The sequence below is a fragment of the Paenibacillus sp. V4I9 genome (assembly GCF_030817295.1).
Classification (GTDB): Bacteria; Bacillota; Bacilli; order Paenibacillales; family NBRC-103111; genus Paenibacillus_E.
Genome location: NZ_JAUSZE010000001.1, coordinates 2030369 through 2055536, shown reverse-complemented (window position 1 = coordinate 2055536; position 25168 = coordinate 2030369). Strand labels below are relative to the sequence as shown.

General features: G+C 46.4%; 15 protein-coding genes and 1 pseudogene. 6 read left to right on the top strand and 10 right to left on the bottom strand.

Going from position 1 to position 25168, the window contains the following annotated elements; genetic code table 11:
• Positions 1 to 111: 111 nt before the first annotated feature.
• Together QFZ81_RS09460 and QFZ81_RS09455 are read right to left on the bottom strand one after the other, a co-directional pair.
• A complete protein-coding gene (locus QFZ81_RS09460) occupies positions 112 to 6075 on the bottom strand; it encodes a rhamnogalacturonan lyase family protein (protein ID WP_307602479.1) in 5964 nt (1987 codons plus the stop codon).
• 288 nt (positions 6076 to 6363) lie between these two features.
• On the bottom strand, positions 6364 to 6984 hold the full coding sequence (locus QFZ81_RS09455; RefSeq protein ID WP_307602476.1) for a glycoside hydrolase family 183 protein: 621 nt from the start codon (positions 6982 to 6984) through the stop codon (positions 6364 to 6366).
• 579 nt (positions 6985 to 7563) lie between these two features.
• Between QFZ81_RS09455 and QFZ81_RS09450 the strand changes: the two genes are divergently transcribed.
• Genes QFZ81_RS09450 through QFZ81_RS09430 form a run of 5 tightly spaced genes read left to right on the top strand, consistent with a single transcriptional unit; the run spans position 7564 to position 15093 of the window.
• Complete coding sequence (locus QFZ81_RS09450) at positions 7564 to 8976, top strand: GMC oxidoreductase (protein ID WP_307602474.1); 1413 nt, start codon at positions 7564 to 7566, stop codon at positions 8974 to 8976.
• Positions 8977 to 9010: 34 nt separating this feature from the next.
• Positions 9011 to 11260 (top strand): GMC oxidoreductase, encoded by a 2250-nt coding sequence (locus QFZ81_RS09445; RefSeq protein ID WP_307445148.1) that lies wholly within the window; start codon positions 9011 to 9013, stop codon positions 11258 to 11260.
• Between the two features lie 29 nt (positions 11261 to 11289).
• A complete protein-coding gene (locus tag QFZ81_RS09440) occupies positions 11290 to 11892 on the top strand; it encodes a DUF3298 and DUF4163 domain-containing protein (RefSeq protein WP_307445151.1) in 603 nt (200 codons plus the stop codon).
• A gap of 53 nt (positions 11893 to 11945) precedes the next feature.
• The gene (locus QFZ81_RS09435) at positions 11946 to 13577 is read left to right on the top strand and encodes a GMC oxidoreductase (RefSeq protein WP_307602471.1); all 1632 of its coding nucleotides are present in this window, start codon (positions 11946 to 11948) and stop codon (positions 13575 to 13577) included.
• A gap of 34 nt (positions 13578 to 13611) precedes the next feature.
• Positions 13612 to 15093, top strand: a complete 1482-nt coding sequence (locus QFZ81_RS09430; protein ID WP_307445157.1) for a GMC oxidoreductase — start codon at positions 13612 to 13614, stop codon at positions 15091 to 15093.
• Between the two features lie 24 nt (positions 15094 to 15117).
• On the opposite strand, the gene QFZ81_RS09425 is transcribed toward QFZ81_RS09430, so the two are convergent.
• The 5 genes from QFZ81_RS09425 to QFZ81_RS09405 form a co-directional block, all read right to left on the bottom strand.
• On the bottom strand, positions 15118 to 16221 hold the full coding sequence (locus QFZ81_RS09425; protein WP_307445159.1) for a GerAB/ArcD/ProY family transporter: 1104 nt from the start codon (positions 16219 to 16221) through the stop codon (positions 15118 to 15120).
• Positions 16222 to 16283: 62 nt separating this feature from the next.
• Positions 16284 to 16526, bottom strand: a complete 243-nt coding sequence (locus QFZ81_RS09420) for a hypothetical protein (RefSeq protein ID WP_307445162.1) — start codon at positions 16524 to 16526, stop codon at positions 16284 to 16286.
• A gap of 38 nt (positions 16527 to 16564) precedes the next feature.
• Complete coding sequence (locus tag QFZ81_RS09415) at positions 16565 to 17737, bottom strand: Ger(x)C family spore germination protein (RefSeq protein ID WP_307445164.1); 1173 nt, start codon at positions 17735 to 17737, stop codon at positions 16565 to 16567.
• 3 nt (positions 17738 to 17740) lie between these two features.
• On the bottom strand, positions 17741 to 19330 hold the full coding sequence (locus QFZ81_RS09410) for a spore germination protein (RefSeq protein ID WP_307602469.1): 1590 nt from the start codon (positions 19328 to 19330) through the stop codon (positions 17741 to 17743).
• A 99-nt stretch (positions 19331 to 19429) separates the two neighbouring features.
• Entirely contained in the window at positions 19430 to 20191 is a 762-nt protein-coding gene (locus QFZ81_RS09405) for a GerAB/ArcD/ProY family transporter (RefSeq protein WP_307606859.1), read from the bottom strand.
• 261 nt (positions 20192 to 20452) lie between these two features.
• Here QFZ81_RS09405 and QFZ81_RS09400 point away from each other — a divergent pair, with 261 nt between their 5' ends.
• Positions 20453 to 21583: an NADH:flavin oxidoreductase gene (locus QFZ81_RS09400; RefSeq protein WP_307602467.1), complete on the top strand. Its 1131-nt coding sequence runs from the start codon at positions 20453 to 20455 to the stop codon at positions 21581 to 21583.
• 139 nt (positions 21584 to 21722) lie between these two features.
• Here QFZ81_RS09400 and arfA read toward each other — a convergent pair whose 3' ends face one another.
• The 3 genes and pseudogenes from arfA to QFZ81_RS09385 all read right to left on the bottom strand — a co-directional run.
• A complete protein-coding gene (gene arfA / locus QFZ81_RS09395; protein WP_307445170.1) occupies positions 21723 to 23225 on the bottom strand; it encodes an arabinosylfuranosidase ArfA in 1503 nt (500 codons plus the stop codon).
• A gap of 59 nt (positions 23226 to 23284) precedes the next feature.
• Positions 23285 to 24244: a glycoside hydrolase family 43 protein gene (locus tag QFZ81_RS09390; protein WP_307449956.1), complete on the bottom strand. Its 960-nt coding sequence runs from the start codon at positions 24242 to 24244 to the stop codon at positions 23285 to 23287.
• 45 nt (positions 24245 to 24289) lie between these two features.
• A pseudogene (locus QFZ81_RS09385) lies at positions 24290 to 25117 on the bottom strand (glycoside hydrolase family 43 protein); the annotation flags it as partial.
• Positions 25118 to 25168 lie beyond the last annotated feature (51 nt).

Here is a 25168-nt window from a genome sequence, read left to right as displayed (position 1 = left end):
ACTCTGAGCCTCCTTACAGGATTGCGATTTAATGCCACTTTTTGGGTGAGAAGTTAAACAAAAAGCTCACCGAATCCGCCTTGGATTCGGCGAGCTTTCTTCCTGACATTCTTACTTGTTATTATGAGGAACTGTAACAGTAGCTGTTTGAGTCATTGTGTTTCCTGCTAAGTCAGTAGCCGTATAGGTGATGGTGTAAATGCGCCCATCTCCTTTACCTGATCTTTCAGCACGAAGCATAAATTCCGTGTCCAATGTGCCGATTTGCGCTCCTTGAATGTCAACTGACGTATCTCCGTCGCCTAACCCATTATCAAGCTCGTTGCTTGTAATGGATGTAAGAACAATAGATGAGTTGCCAGAAAGACTATCATTTGCGCTAATCGTTACTTTCACGTTAATCATTTTATGATTTGGTGGCCACAAAGCAGTTTGATCCAGAACCAGATTTAATGTAGGTGCCGTTTTGTCAATTTTTACGATTACCGTATGTGGAGATTCAGCGTTACCTTTCTTGTCAACGCTCCAGTAAGAGATAGTGTGCGTGCCATCTTCTGTAATGATAATTGAATTGCCTTGCTGCTCTGCACCGCCATCCACCGTGTAGTAGGTGCCGGCCACGCCGGATCCGCTGTCACTGACCGTGAGCTTTACCGTGACGTCTTTATTCACCCAGCCTACAGGCGCATCATCAGTAGTCGTTGGTGGTATTGCGGGTGCCGGCTCGTTCACAATCGTAAGATGCGGCGCAGCCGGTTCCTCCATGCCACTTCCAAGATAGAAGCTTGTATGAGGCGGTTGGTTGTATCCGGTATTTTGCCAAGCGACCCCTAAGCGGTAAATCGGATCATGCATCAGTGTACGAAGTCGTGTATTGGTCAAAGTGGTAGTTGTATAAATGCGCAGCTCTGAGCTGTCTGTGTTTCTCCATACAATTTCTTCACGCCAATCGCCGAACAGGTCGGCCTGCAGGTTCGGTGTTGCTTTTGTTCCGTTGTTTGACAACGCCTCTTCAGCTGTAAACAATCGGTTCGTCGTATGGTTTACATAGTCCCATTTATCAACATGGTTGGCGTCCAACAGTTCGCGGTTCAGGTCGCCGTCCCACCAGATGCCGAAGTTCGTGGAGCCAGGAATGGTTGTGCTGATCAATTCACCTTTGGCGCTGTAAAGACCTGAGAGAGGAATATGCTGAGCATTCGTTATTGTTGCAGCCCATACTTCTTCACCCAAGTAGTTCGGATCGATGTCTGCTGACATGCCGCGTCCGGTATCAATTCCCGTCCAAACGCCCCAAAGAATTTCGCCCGTTTTCGCATCCCGAAAGTCTAGCCCATAAGGAGAATCTAGATGCTCATGCACATTAAAGAATTCTAGCCCCGGTCTAGAAGGGTCCAGGTCACCTAGATGCTGCGCGTCCCCGTGACCGAGTCCGGTGTTGTAGAGCGGTGTACCATCATCATCGATGGCCATGGCCCCGAACGTGATCTCATCCTTGCCGTCGCCATCTACGTCGCCGATGGACAAGTTATGATCTCCTTGTGCTGTATAAGCTGCGCCAAGACCTTCATCATTCGTATCGAAACGCCATTTTTTCGTCAATGCGCCATTCTTGTAATCGTAAGCTACAATCACCGTTCTCGTATAATAGCCACGGCTGACAATCAAGCTCGGATGCTCGCCATCAAGGTAAGCAACTGCTGCCAGGAAACGGTCCACCCGGTTGCCATAAAGGTCGCCCCAATCCGAAACGACTCCGCGAGGCGGATCGTAATCCGTCGTTGCGATTGCTTTTCCGGTCAAACCATTAAAAACGGTTAAATATTCAGATCCTTCCAGCACATAACCACTGCTGTTCCGGTGATCGGCTGTTGCATCACCAATAGCAATGCCTGTTCCGTCAATCGTGCCATCGGCTGTTTTGAACGTGACTTCCGCTTTGCCGTCGCCATCCAGATCATAGACCTGGAACTGCGTGTAATGCGCTCCAGCGCGAATGTTCGGTCCAAGGTCGATACGCCACAGGCGAGTACCGTCCATCTTGTAGGCATCGATGTAAACGTTGCCGGTATATCCAGCCTGAGAGTTATCTTTGGAGTTGGACGGATCCCACTTCACGATCAACTCGTACGTGCCGTCGCCATCCACATCGCCGACACTGGTGTCGTTCGCGCTGTAGTTATAGGCTTCTCCGGATTTCGTGATGCCGCCCTCCGGCTTCTGAAGTGGTATGGCCATATCATTGTTTTGCCATACAGATGCTTCTTTCGAAGCCACTTTCTCACTACCGCCGATAACGGTTTTCAGAAGATAAACAGACGTATCCGATCCCGCTTCATCGAGCAGATTTGTTGCGCCTGTGATCGGTTCTGCGTTTACTTTGACACCGCTGCGGTACAGATTGAATGCGATATTAGATGGGTCTGTGCCAAGCATTTTCCAGCCTACATAGACACCATTATCCTGTTTGACCGCTACAAGCGCGCGATCGAGATATTCAGCTTGCCGATTCAGTACGGTTACGACTGGCGTTGCCAGCGTTTCGGACTGCCCGGATACTCCGCCTGCGCTTACGGCTGAAACTTTGTAATAGTAAGGGATCGTCGTAAGCACTGACGTATCTGTATAGCTGGATTGACTGGCTTTGCCAATCAACTCAAAGGTGCCATTGTTAGACTCAGCACGGTAAATGTTATACGTCTTGGCTCCTGCGACCGCATCCCAGCTGATGGTAAGATCGTTCTTGTTCACCGTCCCCACATGAAGATTGACAGGTATTGCAGGAATAGGAACATTGGGATCAATCATGGATACTGTGAGAGATGTGGATGGACCGGTTTCCGTTGAGGCCAAGTCCACTGTTGTCACTTGGTATACGTACTCCATCCCCACATCAACGGTGCTATCAACGTAAGCGCTCGTTGTTGAGCTGCCCAGCAGCTGGAATTTCGACGTACCGCTAACCTTGCGGTAAACATTATATTTCGCGACGTCCTCTACCCCGGTCCACGACAGGGAAACGGAAGGACTTTCCGGGTCTGTGTTCTTCGCATCGATTTTCAGAGCTGTAGGCGCCATTAAAATCGGTGTAATTTCCAAACCATTTACGATCGCGGTTGCACCGCCGAACTTGAAGTTCATTTGTCCATCACTAACGGAAGTCTGTGAAATAATCTTTTCGACAACGGATTTATTGCCCGCCGTTACGGTCCCATAGTCCGCACCTTCGATGGCAACAGTCGTTCTTGCACTTCCCAAATAGTCGCCTACGTAAAGCTTAACGGAATAAAGACCGTTCGGCAGATCCACCATAAACTCCCAGCCGACATTGAAATAGCCGAGCCAATCACGGAGCAGGTCCGTACCGGCAGCACGATCCCGTCCAATCATGCCTGTGGGGTCCTTGATGCCATAGCCTTTCTCCGCCGTGTATTTGGAAGAAAGGTTAACGCCGGTATAGCCATCTTGAACCGGTGAGGATGCTAAACCGAAGTCGAACTTGATTGTCGCGTGCTTCGTTTTGATGATGACGACATCTGACTGCTCGGACTCCCCTTTGCCGTTAACTGCTGTAACGACTACGTCATAGGTTTGCCCTTCCGTCATACCTTGAATCGTAGTCGTCGGAACAGTCGACGTACCCACTAAGACGTAATTGATGTCAGATGCTGACTTTCTATATATCTTATAAATATCCGCACCATCTACTGCATTCCATGTCAACACAGCTCCTGCATTGCTCACACTGCTTGCCACAACGCCGATTGGCTTCGATGGAACCGCAGCAGGCGGCGCAACGTCCGTGACATAAGCGGAAAGTGGAATGTTCAGGTCCTTAATCCCGCCTGACAGAAGACGCGCGATTTGGATTGCGCCATATTCCTGGAAGTGCGTATCGTCCGCATTACCGCTCGGGAAGGCAGTGTAGGTACCTACAGGTACATGGAGGAAGACCGCAAGCGTTCCAATTGGCCCGATGGTGTCATAGTACGCACGACTTAATGCGCTGAGATCCGCGAGTTTTACATCCATTTCTTGTGCCAGGTCTTTCATAGCAGCTACATAGGTCGGGAAGCTGACATTGAAGATACCGGTTGTTGCGTTAAAGTCCCTGCGGCCGACAGGCGTTACCAGAATCGGTACAGCCCCACGCTGCCTAGCGCCATTGATATACGTCTTTAGATAATTTTTATAATCCTCGGGAGATGCATACCGTTCTGGAACGGAGATTGTCGCATCATTATGACCGAATTGGATCAAGAAGTAGTCATTCGGCTTGATCGCCCGCAAAATGTTATCCAAACGGCCTTCCGTGAGGAACGTTTTGCTGCTGCGGCCACCGATGGACTGGTTGCTGAAGGTTATATCGGAAGTGAAGTAGCGGGAAATCATCTGCCCCCAACCGGCTTGAGGCTTCCAATACGAATCGTAGGTCTGTACCGTAGAATCCCCCGCGATATAGACCGTAGGCATTTCTCCAGCCACCCGATCCGCTAGCTTTGAAATGACAAGCCCATTAATTTTGGGCGCAGAACCCGAGAAGCTGATATTCAACTGACCATCAACCAGTGCGATTTCGAACGTCTGCTCCAAATATTCACCAGCTGCCTTAGGCGTGAGCGCAATTTTGTTTGCCGTCATTCCTTCTACGGAAACGGCCACTTCAGTTGCTGCATTGGCATCACCTGCCGTAACCGTAACAGCGTAATCCCCGTTCGGCAGATCCACATTGAAGGAGGTGCCAGCCGGCATTAGGTAATCGGATTTTAGTGGATCCGATGTGCCGCTGTTACCAGAGCTGACGAGCGCAGGATTGGCAAATCCGTATTTCAGCTGGGCTGTGTAGGCCACTGGAGCCGTTATACCGAAATAGCCGTCAGCTACGGCCCCAGGACCGAAGTCTAATTTCAACGGCAGTCCGGACGGAAGACCATTAGGCGCAGCAAATACCGTGCTTGCTGCCACGCTCGAGGCTTCAGATACTCCTGCCGCATTCGTTGCTTTTACCTGATAGTAGTGAACAGCCGAAGTGTCGGCCGTGGAATCTGTGTACGTTGTCGATGTTACCTTGCCGAGCTCGGTGTAAATTCCGGCAGCAGAATCCGAACGGAATACCGTATAACCCGTTGCTCCATTCGATGCTGACCATTGCAAGGAAACTCTGTCCGAAGTGACACCGCTTACAATCAAGTTCGAAGGAGGTGCAGGAATTGTTGCTGTTTGTACTATTTCCGCCGTTACAGAACTGCTTGCTGCAGATTCAAGACCACCTGCACCCAGAGCAGTAACTTGATAGGAATATGTATTTCCTACAGAAACGGTCGTATCGGTATAAGAATTTACCATCACTTGTTTGATAAAATCATAATTCGTGACGCTATTTGTCGCACGGTACACGTTGTAATAGACCGAATCCGTTACGCTGCTCCATCCTAGTGATACGGAGGCTGCACCAGGAGTGGAATTAATATTGGTTACAGCGAGTGATTGAGGAGCCGAAGGTGCCGTCGCCACTGGCACCTGTTCAATGACGAGACCGTTCAAATAACCAGCGCCTGTGCCGCTGTAGCCTGTAGTGATGCCAACTGTCAATTGGCCATCAGTTACCGTGGTGCTGTAGGTTGCTTGTGCAATAGCTACCTTCGTTGAAATCGTTCCTTTCGTCGCCCCTTCGAGAGCAACCGTCGTTTTCGTTGTGGACGTACCTGCGAGCAGATCGCCTGAATAAACCGTCACGTTATAATTGCCGTTCGGCACATCCGCTAAGAACGTGAAGGGTGTTCCCAAAATAAAATCGTTCGTCAAATCCGTGCCGCCTGATCGATTCCTAGAGGCCCCTGCTGGCAGTGCTGTTTCAAGCCCATATCCCCGTTCCTGCGTATAGGTCAACTGATCATGAACTTGATTATAGCCTGCCATGACCGGACTGCTCGCAGGACCGAAATCAAATTTCTTTACCAACGCCTCTGCTGCATGGGCAGTAGATTCACCATAAGGCAGAGTTGGGAGCATATTGTAAGAAATCATGAGACCACACAATAGAGTTGCTACTATTCGACTTGCTCTCATTTTCATAATACTAAGTCCTCGCCTTCTATGTGTTTTTTCTTCTCCTATGATGCCTGTTCACGTCGCGTAACGTCTCACCTCCACCCCGTTGGGAATGTTTTCCTCTTCACATCATAGATGGTTTTTTTCTTCTTTCCCATGTAAAAAAACGTTCTCTTTGTTTAAAAAACAGATATTTTGAATGCGCTTCCAAAATGGCATGACTTATTTAATACATTTTATTTTACTTCTGTACTGTTTCAATCCATCCCAATACCCCCATTTGCATCCTCGACATTTCTTAGGTTGCCTAGGTTATATTTCAATGCTCATATATTTCCCCCTGTCGAGACCGTAAGCGTATACATAATTGTCGAACGTATTCCACGCTGAATTTTGTCCATAATCGAGGAACATAATCGTAGTAAACGTATGATTGTTAAACATTGGAGCCGTTGTGTTCCATGTCCAAGTCGAACCGTGATCTGTCGATTTCGCGATCGTCGCATTCGGAGCGTCATTGAAGTCGAGGTTTAAGTCCTGCACGGCCAGATAGATTTCTCCGTTCACGCACACCATCCCGGTTGGCTTGCGGTTGTAAGTGCCACTTGTGTTCCAAATTTGTCCAACAGCATTATTGCTGGCAAGCGTCGCACCGCTAAGGCTGCCAATGCTGCCGGAAATACGATTAACAGCGATGTCAGGGTTCGGTGGCGCAGGCGGTATGCTGTTTGGGGATGTCGATCCGAGCGTAAAGCCTTTTCCGTCTCCGTTGGCCGCATATAGATGGCCGTCATCACCCCAGCAAGATGCCCACAAATCGCCTTGAGAAGCCGTGTTGACCGTATCCGACGACTCGTTCGATGAAGTGGAGAAAAAAGTGCTGTCCTGCGGCACAACAGCATGCGCCGGTAATGACGGCGAACTTGTAAGCATCCAGCAAGTAGCCACTGAAACCAGAATTACGAATTTGCTTTTTTCCTAAATATCTTCATAAGCCACCTTCTCCTTTAAAATGCTCTCGAATTTTCTGCTAAAATTCTATTCTCCAGTCTTTCATCGACTGGACATGAACCACCTCCATCCGGTTACCGCAGCTAGGCCTTGTCTACTTTGTTAATGTTATCAGACTAATCCCATATTTTCTTTGTTGGTATTTGTTATTCATTATCCATTCTTGCTATTCACGCATTTAATATTGTCGTTGTGGGTAATCACTTTTCATGGCAATAATATAATATAGTTTTAGCTCATATACTCCTATTGAAATCATAAGAATATAGGGATGTGATGCCTTTGTATATATATGTCACTGAGCATGGGGATACTTTAAGAAAAATTGCCGACAAATATTATTGTAAACTAGAAAACCTCCTGTCACATAACCCATGTATTTCCAATTTAGATTTAAATTTGTCTGCAGATGTTCAAATAAAACTGCCAGCCCCGCTGTTACATGTGCGTAGGATCAATGATGCCGCTGTTTCGCGCCCTCCCGAACCATCAGGCCCCCCTTTGGATCAATGGATTCCCCTAACTTCAATCGAGCAAATGGCGAAGACCGATTATGATGTGCTTATTATCGGCAGCGGGGCTGGCGGTGGAGCTGCTCTTTGGAGACTATGTGAACAATGGGGGCAAAACGGCAAGAAGATCGGAATGATCGAGGCCGGAGACTTGCAATTGCCTACGCATGCATTTAATTTGCCTACTTTAGATGAACAACGTGCTTTAGAATACTGGGAACGTATTGCGGAAAGACCGGGAAAGCGTTGGCCGGATTATCCAGGTACAAAAATGGTAAAAGCCTTAGGCGGTAGAACCCTTTTATGGTATCTGTTTTCTCCCCGATTCAACCCTTCGGCTTTCCGTTCTTGGCCTATCACTTATAAGGATCTTATACCCTATTATCAGATATCAGAAAGAATAATGAATATAAGTAGTAACTATACCAAAGGATCCTCACTGCAGGAAATGCTTCTCGATCGTCTTCTTATGGGCGGATTTCCAGAGGCAACTGATATACGTATGGCAGCTGATCTTATAGGGACGAAATATGGGCAGGTTCATTCGAATGTCTTTTTCAGTTCCATTATCTTTCTTGCATATGCCTTGAATATCCGAAAATTCGATTTGGCTGTAAATACGAGGGCCGTACAGATTTTAACCGAAAATGGAAAAGCTGCAGGCGTCAAAGTCATGACTTCCGACAAAAGATCGTATACCTTAAAAGCCAGGAAGATCATCGTCTCGGCTAGCACATGGGAAACCCCGCGCCTTCTGCTAAATTCAAATATCCCGAACGAAGCCATTGGGAGATATATCGTGCATCACCCCGAGTATGTGGCAAATGGATTCCTAAACAGGGATCAATTCCCAGAGGTTCTTGGCGTTGCCACTATCGTCGTTCCGGGCTCATCTGAGCGAAATTATCAACTCATAGGTTTTTCCGATTTTTTTTATCATTACACGGAAAGGCCGCTGCTGAAAACAGCTCGGATTGTAGTGAAGAATTACGGCATCGTGGAGCCGCGGTTTGAAAATCATGTCAGCCTCGACCCATTAGAACGGGATGCTTACGGCGTGCCTCTGCTAAATATTCAGTTTTCCCACAGCGATAAGGATCGGGCTCTTCTTCACGAAATGTACGATTCCCTATTAGCTTTTTCTGCAACAATGGGACTATCTCTGGAAAGCCCGCCCTTGATGAGTCCTACCGGTTATGACAATCATGAATGCGGCACGTGCCGAATGGGCGATGATCCCGCTACTTCTGTAACCAACCGCTTCGGTCAAGTCCATGGCATATCCGGCCTTTATATAGCAGATAACAGCGTCGTGAATCTGTCTTCCCCGGCCAATCCGACGCTAACGACGATCGCTTTGGCCATGCGTACAGCCGATTACATCATCGAGCAAATGAAATAAAGCGTCTATGCTGCCTGAAAGGAGCACGATCGAATTGTCGGAAAACCAACGATCTTTGAAATCGTTTCATATTGTGTTTATTGCTGCCGAAGTCGAATATGATTCCGAACATTCCTTATCTGAAATCGCCAGAGAGGCGCAGCGGCTCGGGGCTCGGACGACATTGTTAACGGCTTATCCGTCTCCTGCAAATCCGGCTAATATTCCAGGGTTGGAAGTACTTGCCGACGCGGATTTAGCCGTGTTCTTTATCCGTTATCGCACTTTGCCCGAAGAGCAGTTCCGTCATATTCGGGATTATATTGAACGAGGTAAACCGATCATTGGATTTCGCACCAGCACGCATGGATTTCTGTATCCGAAAGGTCATCCCCTTGAAATATGGAATAAAAAGTTTGGCATTGACGTGTTGGGAGCTCCATGGATAAAGCATTACGCCTATACATCAGGTACGGATGTATTCGTGGAACCTGGAGCGAGACTGGATCCAATTTTAAACGGGGTTCCGGATAAATTCCATGTACGATCATGGTTATATGTTGTTTTGCCGTATCCGCCAAAAGGATCGAAAATATTGCTTTGGGGACAGTCCGTCGATCCGGAATTCAAACCGGAGCCAGGTGCCGAGATCAATCCCGTGGCATGGACTTGGAGCAATTATGCCGGGGGACGCACCTTCATGACGACGATGGGACATCCCGAGGACTTTCAAGTCCCCGCTTTCCGTAAGCTCGTGATGAACGCTATTTATTGGGCGTTAGGTGTAAATCCGAGTTTGGATCGGACGGAATTGCAAGGCAGAGTACCCATTCAAAGCGGTAGTGATGCCCGCCCCCCTGCGTCTCTCCCAAAGAAAGTGCCATGGATTCCCTTGACTCCGGCCGAGAAAATGGCACAAACCGATTATGATGTGCTCATCGTCGGCAGCGGGGCTGGCGGCGGGGCTGCTCTTTGGAGATTATGCGAGCAATCAAAAAAAAGCGGTTTGCGGATCGGCATGATCGAGGCCGGAGATCTATTATTGCCGACCCATGCACATAATTTGCCTACATTCGATCAAACACGGTTTGATCAATATATAGAGAGTCCGCCATATGTAGAACCTGTGGGGAATTTATGGCCGGATTATCCGGGTGCGCGAATATTCAGAGCTCTAGGCGGTAGAACCCTGCATTGGTATTTAATGAGTCCCCGTTTCCGGCCTGAAGAATTTATTAACTGGCCGATTTCCTATCAAGAACTACTTCCCTATTACCTTATCGCTGAACAAATCATGAATGTAACCGGGCAATATACGGAAGGTTCTGCTCTCCAGGAAACGCTTCTTCATCGTCTAAGATTTGGCGGATTTTCAGATGCGACGAGTATTCCTTTAGCTGTTGACCTGAATGTTACTCGATATGGGCAAGTCCATTCGAATGTCTTTTTTAGTTCCATTATATTTTTAGCATATGCTCTAAACAAAAGACCTTTTGATCTGGCTGTAAATACGCGTGCCGTGCAGGTTCTCACCGAAAGCGGAAGAGCCGCAGGTGTGAAAGTAGTTACTTCGGACTACCAGGCCTATACCATCAAAGCGAAAACGGTCATCCTTTCCGCCAGTACGTTTGAAACGCCGCGAATTTTATTGAATTCCCATATACCTGGAGAAGCCATCGGTAAATATTTGGTGAATCATCCATCTGTTTTAGCGTACTCAAAAATAAACCGCAATCAATTTCCCGAAGTATTGGGAAATGCCGCAATCATGGTTCCAAGCTCTGTAGAACGGAAACATACATTTTTCATTTTAGGAACAGATCCCGTGAATTACTGGTGGTACCATTATGAAGAAAGAAAGCTTCTGGATGAACTGAGGTTCAGAATGCTCGGCTTGACAACCATGGAGCCGCGAGTTGACAATCATGTCAGTCTTGACCTGAGCAAACTAGATTCATACGGCATGCCTTTATTGAAGGTGCAATTTTCTTACAGTACTCAGGATCAGGCCAAAATCCGTGAATTGACGACTACCATTCATGCTGCTGCCAAAGCCACGGGACTGGAATTTTACGAAAATCCTTGCCTCCTGCCTCCCGGTTTAGATAATCATGAAGCAGGAACGTGCCGAATGGGTGATGACCCCGCTACATCGGCAACAAACAGGTATGGGCAAATCCACGGTGTACCTGGTCTTTATGTGGCAGATAACAGCGTTCTTTCTCTTACTGGCGCTGCGAACCCGACACTTACAACCGTTGCTTTAGCGATTCGCACCGCGGATTATATCCTGGGGCAAACTTAGAATTTTACTGGCGAAAAACTCAGAGGAGGATGACAGTGTTTAATCTCCCTATTCATATCAAAACTTATCGGATGTCCGGACCCAGGTTGAATGTGTTTTACCCGGCCATCGTGGAACTATCGGATAGTGCCATGCAGCAGCAGATCAATCAACTCATTGTGGGTGAAGTTAACCGACAGATCCATCAGCAGGGATATCCGCAAAATCCGAAAGGATTGTCCGGTTATTATGAAATAAAAACGAATGAGCGAGGTGTATTCAGCTTATCTTTATACAATGAGTCATACACTAGTCATGCTCACAGATGGACGCTGCAAAACTCGCTTACCATTGATGTACAAACCGGAAAGTTATACACCTTGCAAGATTTATTCGTTCACGGTGTCGACTATGTGAAAAGCGTGTCCGAAATCATCGGGCAACAGATCAAAGATCGTCGTATTCCATTACAGTCCGAATTTAAAGGAATAAGGCCCGATCAAGATTTTTATATCGCCGATAAAGCTCTGGTCGTTTTTTTTCAACTCGAAGAAATCACAGCATATGTATACGGATTCCAATATTTCCCGATTTCAGTCTATGAGATTCAGAATATTATTAATGAGCAGCCTCTTGGTACAATGATGTATTAGGGAGTCTGTTAACCCCTATATTGAAAACATCTGGATAAAGGAAGTGATGCCACTTGCATATCTATGTCACTGATCATGGGGATACTCTGAGGAAAATTGCCGACAGATACTATTGTGATTTAGAAGCCCTCCTATCTCTCAATCCGCATATTCCCAGCACCGATTTGATTATAGTTGCGGATGTTCAAATACAACTGCCCGCCCCGCTGTTACATGTACGGAAGATCCATGATGACGTTGTTTCACGTCCTCCCGATTCATCAGGCCCTCCTTTGGATCAATGGATTCCCCTAACTTCAATCGAGCAAATGGCGAAGACCGATTATGATGTGCTTATTATCGGCAGCGGGGCTGGCGGTGGAGCTGCTCTTTGGAGACTATGTGAACAATGGGGGCAAAACGGCAAGCGGATCGGGATGATCGAGGCCGGCGATCTGTTATTGCCGACCCATGCGTTTCATATACCCACATTTGACGAACAGCGCGCACTCGAATACGTGGAGCTGGTTACGGATCAAGTCGGAGAAAGATGGCCGGATTTTCGAAGCGCGAAAATAGTCAGAGGGTTAGGCGGAAGAACCCTGATATGGTACGGCTGGTCCCCCCGTTTTGATCCTTCTGCGTTCAGAACATGGCCAATCACCTATAAGGATCTTGCTCCCTATTATCTGATCGCAGAAAAAATAATGAATGTGACCACCAACTATACCAAAGGTTCCGCTCTGCAGAAAATACTTATCGAACGCCTTCTTACGGGCGGTTTTCCTGAGGCAACAGATGTTCCGCTCTCCACCGATCTAGAAGGTACGAAGTACGGGCAGGTCCATTCGAATGTTTATTTCAGTTCCATTGATTTCCTTGCACATGCCTTAAATATTCGAAAATTCGATCTGTCTGTTAATACACGCGCCGTGCAAATTTTAACGGAACAAGGAAAAGCTGTAGGCGTCAAGGTCATGACCTCAGATAAAAAAACGTATACGCTGAGTGCTAAGACAATCGTCGTCTCCGCCAGCACCTGGGAAACCCCGCGCCTTCTGCTTAATTCCAATATCCAAGGCGAAGCAATCGGAAAATATTTGGTTTTCCATCCTGTATTCGAGGGAAATGGAACCGTTGACCGAGATGTATTCCCAGAGGTATTTGGTGTTGCCACTGTCTTTGTTCCGGGTTCGGCTGAGCGAAATTATCAGCTCCAGATCTTCTCCGATTATTGGTATGACTATAAAGAAAGACCTCTTCTGAAAAAGGAGCCTTTGGAAGTACACGGTTACGGAGTCGTGGAACCGCGGGCCGACAATTACGTCAGCCTTGATCCGGTTCAGCGGGATGCTTACGGCGTACCTAATATTAACGTACAGTTTTCCTACAGCGATAAGGATCAGGCACTTCTTCGCGACATGCACGCTTCCCTGTCAGCCTTCACCTCCGCGGCGGGTTTATCACTGGATAGCCCACTCCAGCTGCGCCAGCCCGGAAAAGACAATCACGAGGCGGGAACATGCCGTATGGGGGACAACCCGGCTACTTCCGTCACTAACCGCTATGGTCAAGTGCATGGCATTGCTGGTCTTTACATAGCCGATATGAGTGTATTGAATCTTACTTCACCGTCCAATCCGACGCTAACCGCTGTCGCTTTAGCCATTCGTACAACAGATCATATCGTCGAACAAATGAAATAGATCATCTATTTTGTCTGAAGGGAGGGCGATTAAATTGACCGAAAACAGCGATGCTCGTACTTATTCGTCACAGCCTGCTAAGGTACCGTGGATTCCCTTGACTCCGCTCGAGAAAATGGCTCAAACCAATTATGATGTGCTTATTGTCGGCAGCGGTGCTGGAGGCGGGGCCGCACTCTGGAGATTAATCGAACAATCGAAACATAACGGCATGCGGATCGGTATGATCGAGGCCGGGGATCTCATGCTACCGACCCATGCTCATAATTTGCCTACTTTCGATCAAACGCGGTTTACTCAATTTATAGAAAGTCCCCGCCATACCGAACCAATCGGGAAATTATGGCCGGATTATCCGGGGGCGAGAATATTTAGAGCTTTAGGCGGAAGAACCCTTCATTGGTATTTAATGTGTCCCCGTTTGCTGCCCGAAGAAATCAAATCTTGGCCGATTTCCTATCAAGAACTAGTTCCCTATTACCTTACCGCTGAACAGATCATGAATGTAACCGGTGCATACGCAAAGGGATCCGCCCTTCAGGAAAAACTTCTCCATCGCCTTCGCTTCGGCGGATTTCCGGATGCCATTGACCTTCCTCTGGCTGTTGACCTTGATGTTACCCGGTATGGTCAGCTCCATTCGAATGTCTTTTTTAGTTCCATTATATTTATGGCTTACGCTCTCAATATTAAGCCCTTTGATCTGGCTGTAAAAACGCGGGCTGTACAGGTTATCACCGAGAGAGGAAGAGCCGCAGGCGTTAAGGTGGTTACTTCCGACAGTAAAACCTGCAACATCAGAGCTAAGACGGTAATCCTTTCCGCCAGTACCTTTGAAACGCCGCGTATTTTGCTAAACTCCAATATTCCCGGAGAAGCCATCGGCAGATATTTGGTGAACCAACCGACAGTCGTTGCGAAAGCAAAAATAAACCGCAATCAATTTCCCGAAGTGTTGGGAAATGCGGCTATTATGGTTCCAAGTGCTGCAGATCGGAAATATATGTTCTTCACTTTAGGGACTGATCCTTTAGAGTACTGGTGGTACCATTATGAAGAAAGAAAACTTCTTGACGAACTAAGACTTGGATTTTTCGGCTTGGCGACCCTCGAACCGCGATTTGAAAACCATGTCAGCCTCGACCCTACCCGACGTGATTCATTCGGAGTACCTTTATTAAAGGTGCAATTTTCGTACAGTTCTCAAGATAAGGCCGTTATCCGCGAGCTGACGGCTTCCATTCGAAGTGCTGCCGCAGCAATGGGGCTGGGTTTTTACGAAAACCCTAGTCTCCTACCTCCCGGTCTGGACAATCATGAGGCGGGAACGTGCCGATTGGGCGATGATCCCGCCACCTCGGCAACAAACCAGTATGGGCAAATACACGGCGTACCCGGTCTCTATGTGGCCGATAACAGCGTATTGCCGCTTACCGGAGCAGCTAACCCGACATTGACAACCGTTGCTTTAGCGATTCGAACAGCGGATTATATCCTTTCGCAATATCATGAATGAGCAGCCTCTTGGTACAACGATGTCCTAACTTGACGCTTGCTTCCGCCGACTCTTTAACGCTGTTACAATCGTTAGCAAAAGGATAGGAACAACGCCTGTAACCGTTATAAATAAAGGCCAAACGGTACCTACATGTCCCATGAATTCCAATTCGTTCCGGAACATGGTCAGTGAGATCATTCCCGTAAAAAATGCTATAGGGAAAATCAGAATCTTGTCATCCTGCAGTTGGAATAATTGGGTTAGCCCCAAATTGATCACAAACAGCACAATGGTTGCTTTCATATAGGAGCCAGCGATCAATGTCATGCCAATTACTGATTCGACCCGTTCAATGATATCCGCGAGTTCAATCAAGCGCGCAAGTGTAAATAAGGAAAATTTGATATTCCCAGCCATCGGCCCCAGCGCCATGATCGTGCATACAATTACCAAGGTTAGCGAGAGCCCGCTGATTAGAAGCGATGCAAACATAAATTTACCTAGAGGTTCTTGGTCCTTTCTCACAAACGGAAGAACCATCGAAAACAAGATCAGCTCTGCATATGGAAATCCATAAGCGATATAGGCGCCATGCAGAACCGGTTTGAAACCTTTTGGAAATAAAGGCATTAGCAGTTCCACACGATAGGCAGGCAGTGTTAAAAGCATAACTATGGCGCTGAATATAAATATCGTGATCAGCAGTAAAGTAAACATCCTGGCCATGACTTCAATACCTGAACGAACAGTCAGTGCCGCTGTGAAAAGTATTAAAAAGTGAAAGACATAGGTCGGCGTTTCCCTCATCATCGTACTCTTGAAAAATCCGCCGATGTCCACCACGATATTGGCAAGCATCATGAAAGATAACAAAAAGAAGGGAATGACTAAAATAATGGTCAATACTCTTCCAACGGCCTGCCGACTGTACTGGATGAGCGTCATTTCGGGATATTTCCGGTACAGATAGAGAATACAGCTCAACAAAAGCATCCCTAATCCGTTCGCCATCCACAGAGACATCCAAGCGGCATTTTTTGCCGCTCCAGTTAAAGGCGCCGGTATATTTACGATTGACGAACCGGTCAGAAATGAGAGGAACAGCGTCGCCATTTGCCGCGAACTAACCGTTATCCGCTTTTTCATATTGACTGCCCCCTCTTTGGAGTTTTTGGGGATACAAATTAGCTTCAGAAGCATAAGTTTGGTTAAGATGGAACTTTGATAGACTCCACAATTTTCTCAGCCGGATCTTTCAAAAAGAAATGAACCAATTCGTCCAGATTCGGCCAACGCAGATCCAGCACATAAATAAGACTTGGATATAGAGAAGCGATCATTAATATACTATGAACGAACCTCTCCCTACTGCTTGCTTGCTTCAGATTCAGACCATCATGAGCAAAAATGGCGGTGTATGCCACAAGCAAAATCAAGATTTTCTCGATCATCGTTTTCTCCCCGTTCGCCCGTATTGCAAAGATCGGGACTATTTGGCAACCGGTTCGCCAAGGTTAGCTCCTGTATTGAATATATTTGCTTTAACCTCAACGGTAAATGCTATACCCTGAAATCGTTCTTCCCAATCCGGCTTCATGCGATACCATAAAGCTGGATCCTTGCGGTATATGCGATTTCCGATTCCAAGCACATCCATTTTTTGCTTCTGGATAAGAAGCAAGGTACTTTTCATATCCTGTTCGATAACCTTTTGGACTCTTTTGTTAAATTTCTCTACGTCCTCCGGGGTTTTCAGATTCGTACAGATAAGTTCGCCGAAATACCCATCAATTTTGGTCGAAACATGGACGGCCACCGAATCCCCCTTGATTTTCAATTTGAGTTTCGTCTTTAGTGTCGAGACTTCAACGGCTTCCACCTTCTTCATTTTCTTTTTACTCTCACCCGGGCATTCGACTTGGAGAATGCCTGATTGATATTCGTCCAACAGCATTAATAAGCTTTCGATTTTTTTTGGTGGCAGCACATTAACCAATTTTCCTTTCTTCATCAGCGCCAGTCCGGTAACGGGAGAGCTTAGCGGCTTATTCTTCGGGTCAAAATAGACATACGGTACAGCGGCAACGCCTGTTTCGCTTTTCAATTCCAGCATCAGATCAATAAAGGAGGCTTTTAAAGACTTCCCTGTAAACTTATATGCCACTAGTTCAGACTCGCGCAATTGCTGACCCATGGACGTTTCGACAAACGGCTTGCCTTTTTTCAAATATAGCTCCGCCCTATCTTTGCCGATCATAACGCTTATCGTTGCCCGTGGTTCGTGATCCCGTGAGAAAAAATCCAGAATCTCCCCGATATTCCTTTTCCTGGCAATTTCTTCTCCGATGATTAGAACCCGCATATGGCTCCACTGCGCCTTCCGGCCGATATGAATGGTCATATCGCGGATCGCTTCAAACAAGGACTTATCTCTTGTTTTAATATTGATATAGCTTTCTCTAGATGGTCCTCCTTGTGTTTGTTTACTTCCCGTCATCGGCCTATAGAATTGGATGGTCAGTTCAATATCTTTCCCGTCTTCCGACTCATCAATTGCAACTCCCTGAACAAAAGCAAGGGTATCCAGCTCGACTCTATTCCAGCATCCGGTTAAGAAGACAAGAACTACAAAAGTTAATGCAGCAGTTCCAAATGTTCTCACCGTTCATCCTTCTTTCCTGTTATCTGTAAGCCGATTATGCTTGTGACGATTTCTCGGCGAGCGAAGTTGAGAAATCAGCGGCGCCCTGATAAACACATCGCGTAATTGTCGTGGGCGAAGTGGTCCTAACGAAGCCAGATAAGGCTGACCGAGCGAACGTAAACTCATCATATGCAGCAGCAGCAGCAGGATCCCGATCATCAGCCCAAACCCCCCAAAAAAAGCGGAAATGCACATCACAAGTATTCGCAGGACTCGGACAGCAGTTTGAAGACTATACTGCGGGAGCGAGAATTTGGCAATCCCGGTAAGGGCCACCACGACGACCATGATCGGGGAGGCTATGCCGGCATTAATGGATGCTTCCCCGATAACCAAAGCACCTACGATACTGACGGCAGAGCCGACGGGGCGCGGCAATCGAACCCCCGCTTCGACCAGAATTTCGAAAAAAAAGACCATGATCAACGCCTCTATAAAGGCCGGAAATGGAATCCCTTCTCGCGTATTGAGAACCGCTAGCAGCAGCACAGTTGGAATCAGCTCGGGATCAAAGGTAGTCAAAGCGATATAGATGCTTGGAAGGAATACAGTCAAGAAAAAAGCTATGAATCTTAACCATCTGATAAAGGACGAAAAAACCGTTCTTTGGTAATAGTCTTCAGGAGACATCAAAAACTCGAGGAATAAACCGGGACAGATCAGAATCGACGGACTTCCAGAAACCATCACAATGATCTTGCCGTCCAAGAGGGCAGCAGCAGCTACATCAGGACGCTCCGTAACCCGGGATTGCGGTAATGGCGAGTATACCGACTCCTCAAGCAGTTCTTCAATATAGGAAGTTTCCAATACTTCCATTTCTTTGGCTGGTGTGATCCGCTCCTGAAAATCCGCCAACGTTTCCGGATTCACGGCTCCTTCTATATAAGCATAAGCAACCTCGGAATGCGATTTCCCCCCGGCTTTGAAGAGTTCCAGTTTAAAGTCAGGGGTTTTCAAGCGAATCCGTATCAGACCAATATTCTGACTCAGATTTTCTACCGTGCTCTCGTGCGGACCTCTCACCACTGGCTCAATCAGGTTCTCCGTCACTTGTCTCTCTTGAAGCGTTATCGCTCTGAAGCTCAGTGCTTTGTCCCAATGATCGAAAAAGACAACAACGTTTCCTTCCAATATATCTTCAACCGATCTGTTCAAATCTCCTATCGTATGTGCGGTTTCAACGGAAGCCCCATGACTCTCGAAAAAGTTGATCACATCGTCTGGTTTGATATCTGTGGCCATTCCTATTTGATGGCGAACCAGATCCTGCATGACGGTTTTAAAATAATTTTCCTTTTTGTCTTTAACCAATGTTATACAATAAATGCCCATCGCCTCATATTGGAGATTGGGTCCATAATACCACGGAATGAAAATGATATCTTTACAGTTCGCAAAAATTTGCTCCAACCGCTTTCTGTTTACAGACAGGCTCGACGAAATCGCTTCATGCACTTTCAATAGTTCCTGCATAGCTGCATCCTGAATTATGTTAGGGGAGGATGAACTTTTCATGTGATTTTTCTTGAAAAATTTGGTTATATTCATTCTGACCCCCCATCCTTTCTGCAGCATAGTCGGAAACTAATTTTATAATCTCCCATAATATGTATAGTTATACACCAACGAGGATTACATATCGGTCATTCATTCGCTATAATCCATTTTTGCTAACTTGCAGTTTTTTTCTTCTGCCGGATTTTCCCTACAATAATCAGCAGCAAGGGCAAGCCGATCATGTTGACAGGAAGTACAAATGGAACCCAGTAATGGTAACCGGATCATGTTCTTCCAATTTTTCACTTGTAAAAACTGAGCTGTTCCGTAACTGGTAACGAACATATAAATAGACAATTTAATGAATACGCTGGCGATCCAGATGACAACGGCAATGGCGTCCAAGTTTTCAATGAACCCAAAAACAGCAATCTTTTTTGTCATTTCAAAAAATGGATACCACATTTTGGAGGTGAGATTGACGCCTACCGTTAAAATGACCATAATCATCGATAGCAGCACGCCAAAACTGGCAATGGCAACACCCCAAATCACGTAGGGGGATCCCTTGCGTGGCGTAAAAAGAAAAGATGAAATCATGACAAATTCAACCGCATGTACAAGGTAGGAAGCGGGGGGAAGCGAACCCTTGATAATAGCCCCCATACCGCTGTCCGCATAAAAGGGCAGCAGACGGTTCCATTGTATATTGGTGACGCTTGTGGTCAAGACCAGCAATACCATCAAAAAAATAACGGGTCCCAATATTTCGCTGACACGTCCGATCCCATCAATCCCTCCGGAATAGGTCACATAGATAACGATCAGAACCATAGGCAATATGATAAATATTCCCGGAGTTGTATTAAGAAGCAGAACTCGGAGCAGATCACTGAATTGGCGTAGAACAATGGGAATGATGGTATACCATTGGACAAGATAGACAACGATGACGATCTTGCCGAGCCATTTTCATTATCCTAAATTCCTCCAATCTTTATATATGTAAAATGAGTAAATCAATTATGTATAATGACTCTTCTTATTCTGTTAATTATCACATTTTAAATATATTGTATTCCAATGAATTTAGTGTGGATTTATGATATTCTAAACTTATCACCGCAGGATCAAGTTCCTTCGATGAAATGAAGTTCTAAAGGAGATAAACAAATGACAAATCAGAATAGCCCTGCCAGCTCCGTTTCGGCTCTTTCCTTGTTCGAACCTTTCCGTTCGGAACATTTGGAATTGGCCAACCGAATTGTTATGGCCCCCATGACACGTGGCTTCTCGCCAGGGGGAGTTCCGGAACAAAACGTTGCGGATTATTATCGCCGTCGTGCCGAGCACGGTATAGGACTCATTGTGACAGAAGGAACGCTCATCAATCATCCGGCAGCTGGTGCAAGCCCGAACTGGCCGAATTTTCACGGAGAAGCTGCCTTGCAAGGTTGGGCAAGAGTAGCAGCCGGCGTACACGAGGCTGGAGGTAAAATCATTCCACAGCTATGGCATGTGGGGACGACACGCAAGGTAGGAAGCGAACCGAATCCTGAAGTGCTTCCCGTAGGCCCGTCCGGACTCGATCTGACGGGAGAGAAGGTATCTGAGCCACTAACGGTAGAAGAAATTGCCGAGCTTGTCGCGGCATATGCGCAAGCCGCTGCCGACGCCAAACGAATCGGATTTGACGGTATCGAGCTGCATGGCGCACATGGTTACTTAATTGATCAATTCTTCTGGGAGAAAACGAATCAGCGTACTGACCACTACGGTGGAAGCTTGGTTGCCCGCACCCGATTCGCAGTTGAAGTCATCGAGGCTTGCCGGCATGCAGTCGGCCCTGAATTTCCTATCGTGTTCAGATTCTCGCAATGGAAAGGTCCTGATTATGCAGCCAAATTAGCGAACACACCGGAGGAACTTGCGCAGTTCTTGGCTCCATTGGTTAAAGCCGGGGTCGATGTGTTCCACTGCTCAACCCGAAGATTCTGGGAGCCTGAATTTGAAGGCTCTACTCTGAACCTTGCGGGCTGGACCAAGAAACTGACAGGCAAACCGACCATTACCGTTGGCTCCGTCGGATTGGATGTTGAATTCACGAAGCTTTTCCGTGAAGGCGCTGGTGCGAATGCTGTGCATCTTGGGAATCTGGTGGAGCGATTGGAACAAGGTGAATTTGACTTGGTAGCTGTCGGCCGCGCTTTGCTGCATGATCCCGAATGGGCTAACAAGATTCGCGATGGCCGCATGAATGAACTGCTGCCCTTCACTCCAGAATCTATCAATACACTCTATTAATGGTAAATTAATACAAAAACGCCCTCCATGCCATATTCACATGGAGGGCGTTTCTATTACATAGTAAGAAACGAGCTAAAAGCGGCTTTTGCAGGAGCATTGAATCATTTCCTACTATCTGCCCGTACGGTCATTGAAATCATCGATTATCTCCGTTAGTGGAAAATCTCAATACGTTCCATGAAAGCTTAGGAATTACAACATTTCGCACTTTATCCCCATGCTCAATCATACTTGCTATTCGTGGTACAACCTTATTTGGTTCATCAAATGAATTCTTAGCTTCCAGATCTTGACCATCCATAATCATATGTTCAATTCCTCTTACCCCTGAAAATGACCTCAAGTCCATCGTTAACTCGACATCCTCTTTATCGCAGTTCAATACAAATAATGTTAAACTGCACGTCTCTTCATTATAAGTTGCAGCGCTTTGGATAATTGGCGCCTCCCCATAAAGATTACTCTCGAACTTAGGGCACGCTATCTGTGTTTGAATAGCTTTTCCTCTGCCATATAACGATACCTGCTGGAACGGGTAATAAATGGCTTGTTTGATTGCTTTTCCGCCCTTTTGCGTAAAAATAGGCGCAATGACATTGACCAATTGGGCGAGACAAGCCATTTTGACCCTATCCGCGTTGTTCAAAAGCGTACAAAGCATACCGCCAAAAACAAGCGCATCCAGCAACGAATAGTTATCTTCGAGAATCGGCGGTGCCACTTCCCAAGGGAACCGTGTTTGTTTCTTTTGATACCAAATATTCCATTCGTCAAAAGATAATTTAAGTGTCTTTTTACTGCGGGTTTTGGCTTTTACATAGTCAGCCGTAGACGCTACAGTTTTAATAAAATCGTTCATATCTACAAATGAGGCTAGGAAATCTTCGACATTGCCTTCGTTCTCGTAGTATCTGTGCAAAGATAAATAATCAACATGTTCATAGGTGTGCTCTAGAACGACCCTGTCCCATTCCGGGTAAGTGGGCATCAACGGGGAGGAGCTTCCGCATGTAACCAGTTCCACGGACGGGTCAACCCATTTCATGATCTTTGCAGTTTCACGCGCTTTTTTACCATAATCCTCCGCATTCATCGCACCGATTTGCCAAGGTCCATCCATCTCGTTGCCCAAGCACCAAATTTTTATGTTATGAGGGTCTGAATGCCCGTTTTTTCTTCTTAAGTCACTCCAGTAAGTGCCAGAAGTATGGTTGCAGTACTCAAGCATGTATCCCGCTTCCTGAGGCGTTCCCGTACCCAGATTAACAGCAGCCATTACTTCTGTATCTGCCTTCTTACACCAATCGACAAATTCATCGATCCCAAACTCGTTCTTCTCTACAGATAACCATGCGAGGTCAAGCCTAGTTGGCCTATTCTCCTTGGGTCCGATTCCGTCCGTCCAGTTATAGCCTGAAACAAAATTTCCTCCAGGATATCTGACAATCGGGATATGCAGCTGCTTTACTAATTCCAATACATCTTTTCTGAAGCCTTGTTCATCTGCTATAGGATGATCGGGCTCGTAAATGCCCGTATACACGGCTCTGCCCATTTGTTCGATGAAGGAGCCAAATAGCTTCGGATCAATTTCCGCAATCAAATACTCTTTATCAATCATACATTTTGCATGCTTCATCCTGTATTCTCCATTCCGATTATAAAATTCTTCTCTGTATGATTCGAAGCACCCATGTCTTAACGATCTGCAACAGGTATGCCGAAATTCGGAGTTCCGTCCTCATTCCAGTCTAATTTTTGTGCTCGCGCATGGCGATTGGGGTCAAACAGCGGATCACCGATTATTTCCTTATAGCTTCGGGAATGATAAATCATAATATCCTCTGAACCGTCTTCCGATATAGTAAAGCAATTATGGCCAGGGCCATATTGTCCGGCTTCGTCATTGCTTTTAAACACGGGCTCCGGGGACTTGATCCATGATTTCGGGTCTAATAAATCACTTGTATCCAAAGCTGTCAATAGCCCCATACAATAATTGCTATCCGTGGCGCTCGCAGAATAACTGATAAATATTTGACCGTTTTTCTTCAATACAGCAGGCCCCTCATTGACCCAATAGCCTACTATTTCCCATGGATACTCCGGTTTTGTAAGCAAGATCTGTTTGCCTTTAATCGTCCATGGATTAGACATTTCAGCTATATAAAGATTCGAGTTCCCTTCGATTTCGGGATCTTTTTGTGCCCAAACCAGATACCTTACTCCTTGATGTTCAAAGGTTGTAGCGTCCAGAGCAACGGATTCCCAGTTTGTTTGAAGCTGGCCTTTTTCCACCCATGCCCCTTCTATCGGATTCACGGATTCATTTTCAAGAACATACATCCGGTGGTCCCACACCTCGTCCAAGTTCTCATCCGATCCTCCGGCAGCAAAATGGATATACCATTTACCATCGATAAAATGGATTTCAGGCGCCCAAATAAGTGAACTCATTTTACCCGCAGCATGTTTTCTCCATATGATAGTCGGAATTGCGGATTCCAGTCCCTGGATGGTTGCGGCTCTTCTTAGTTCAATGCAGTCAAATGCCGGAACTGATGCCGTAAAATAATAGTAACCATCTGTATGTTTATAAATCCATGGGTCTGCACGCTGCAGGACAATTGGATTTTTATACTCCCGTTTAATTTTCAATGTTCCATTTTCCTCAATTATAGGCAGAAATACAGTCCTTTCATCCGGAGTACGATTAGGTCTATGGATGGTTAGCATGAATGTCCCGTCAAAAGTTGTAAACAGCATGCCATGCCCGCCATCTTTGGCAAATAACGGCTCATCATCATGCAGCCATGATCCCGTAATTTGTCCTGTTGCAGAACGCGCAATCCCAATTGCGTATCCATCAGCGCCATGGCTTGACCACAGCATCAGGAGTTCGCCATTTTCCGCCCGATACAAGAAAGGCCCATCTGTCACAAAGTTATTTTTTTCGGTTGAAGCGGCACTTCTTGCAAATCCACAAACCCACGATGCTTCTGATGCATGAAATAAAATCACTGGTGCGCCAATGACAGATTTGAAATCCTTCATTAATTGGACAGCACACATTTCGCCATCTTGCACCTGCAGCCATTCATGACAAAATACCATCCAGGGAATCCCTAAATCATCAACGTATAGAGTTCCGTCCAGACACTCCCAATCAGAAGGGGTAATAGGACCATCCGAATGCGGAATAAACGGCCCAAGTGGATGCTCTGAGACCAGGATTTGCGTTCCCCTGCATCTGTTATCTGCCTTAAAGCTGGCAAACATATAATACTTGCCCTCATAACGGTAAACTTCAGGGGCCCAGTAATTTTGGTCCGCCCAGAAGTCGGCTTCCGGCCGAAAAGCAGGGAACGGTCCTTCCCAATTTTCAAGATCCTCGCTCACATACACATCAAAGCCCGTCGCTTTTCCTTCCCATGCATTTTTATCTGTAGTTCCATAGAGGTAGTACTTCATTTCATTTGTATCCGTCAGTATGAAAGGATCACGTATTTGAATTTCTTCTCTCTTTAACATAAGCTGCTCATGCTCCTTATCCTTAATAAGTGCCTAAAGAAGATGGCTAAG

Coding starts and splice junctions, on each gene's coding strand:
- QFZ81_RS09410 (WP_307602469.1), bottom strand. CDS start 19,330: ATGAATATAACCAAATTTTTCAAGAAAAATCACATGAAAAGTTCATCC.
- QFZ81_RS09440 (WP_307445151.1), top strand. CDS start 11,290: ATGACAGTGTTTAATCTCCCTATTCATATCAAAACTTATCGGATGTCC.
- QFZ81_RS09455 (WP_307602476.1), bottom strand. CDS start 6,984: ATGCTTACAAGTTCGCCGTCATTACCGGCGCATGCTGTTGTGCCGCAG.
- QFZ81_RS09460 (WP_307602479.1), bottom strand. CDS start 6,075: ATGAAAATGAGAGCAAGTCGAATAGTAGCAACTCTATTGTGTGGTCTC.
- arfA (WP_307445170.1), bottom strand. CDS start 23,225: ATGAAGCATGCAAAATGTATGATTGATAAAGAGTATTTGATTGCGGAA.
- QFZ81_RS09400 (WP_307602467.1), top strand. CDS start 20,453: ATGACAAATCAGAATAGCCCTGCCAGCTCCGTTTCGGCTCTTTCCTTG.
- QFZ81_RS09425 (WP_307445159.1), bottom strand. CDS start 16,221: ATGAAAAAGCGGATAACGGTTAGTTCGCGGCAAATGGCGACGCTGTTC.
- QFZ81_RS09420 (WP_307445162.1), bottom strand. CDS start 16,526: ATGATCGAGAAAATCTTGATTTTGCTTGTGGCATACACCGCCATTTTT.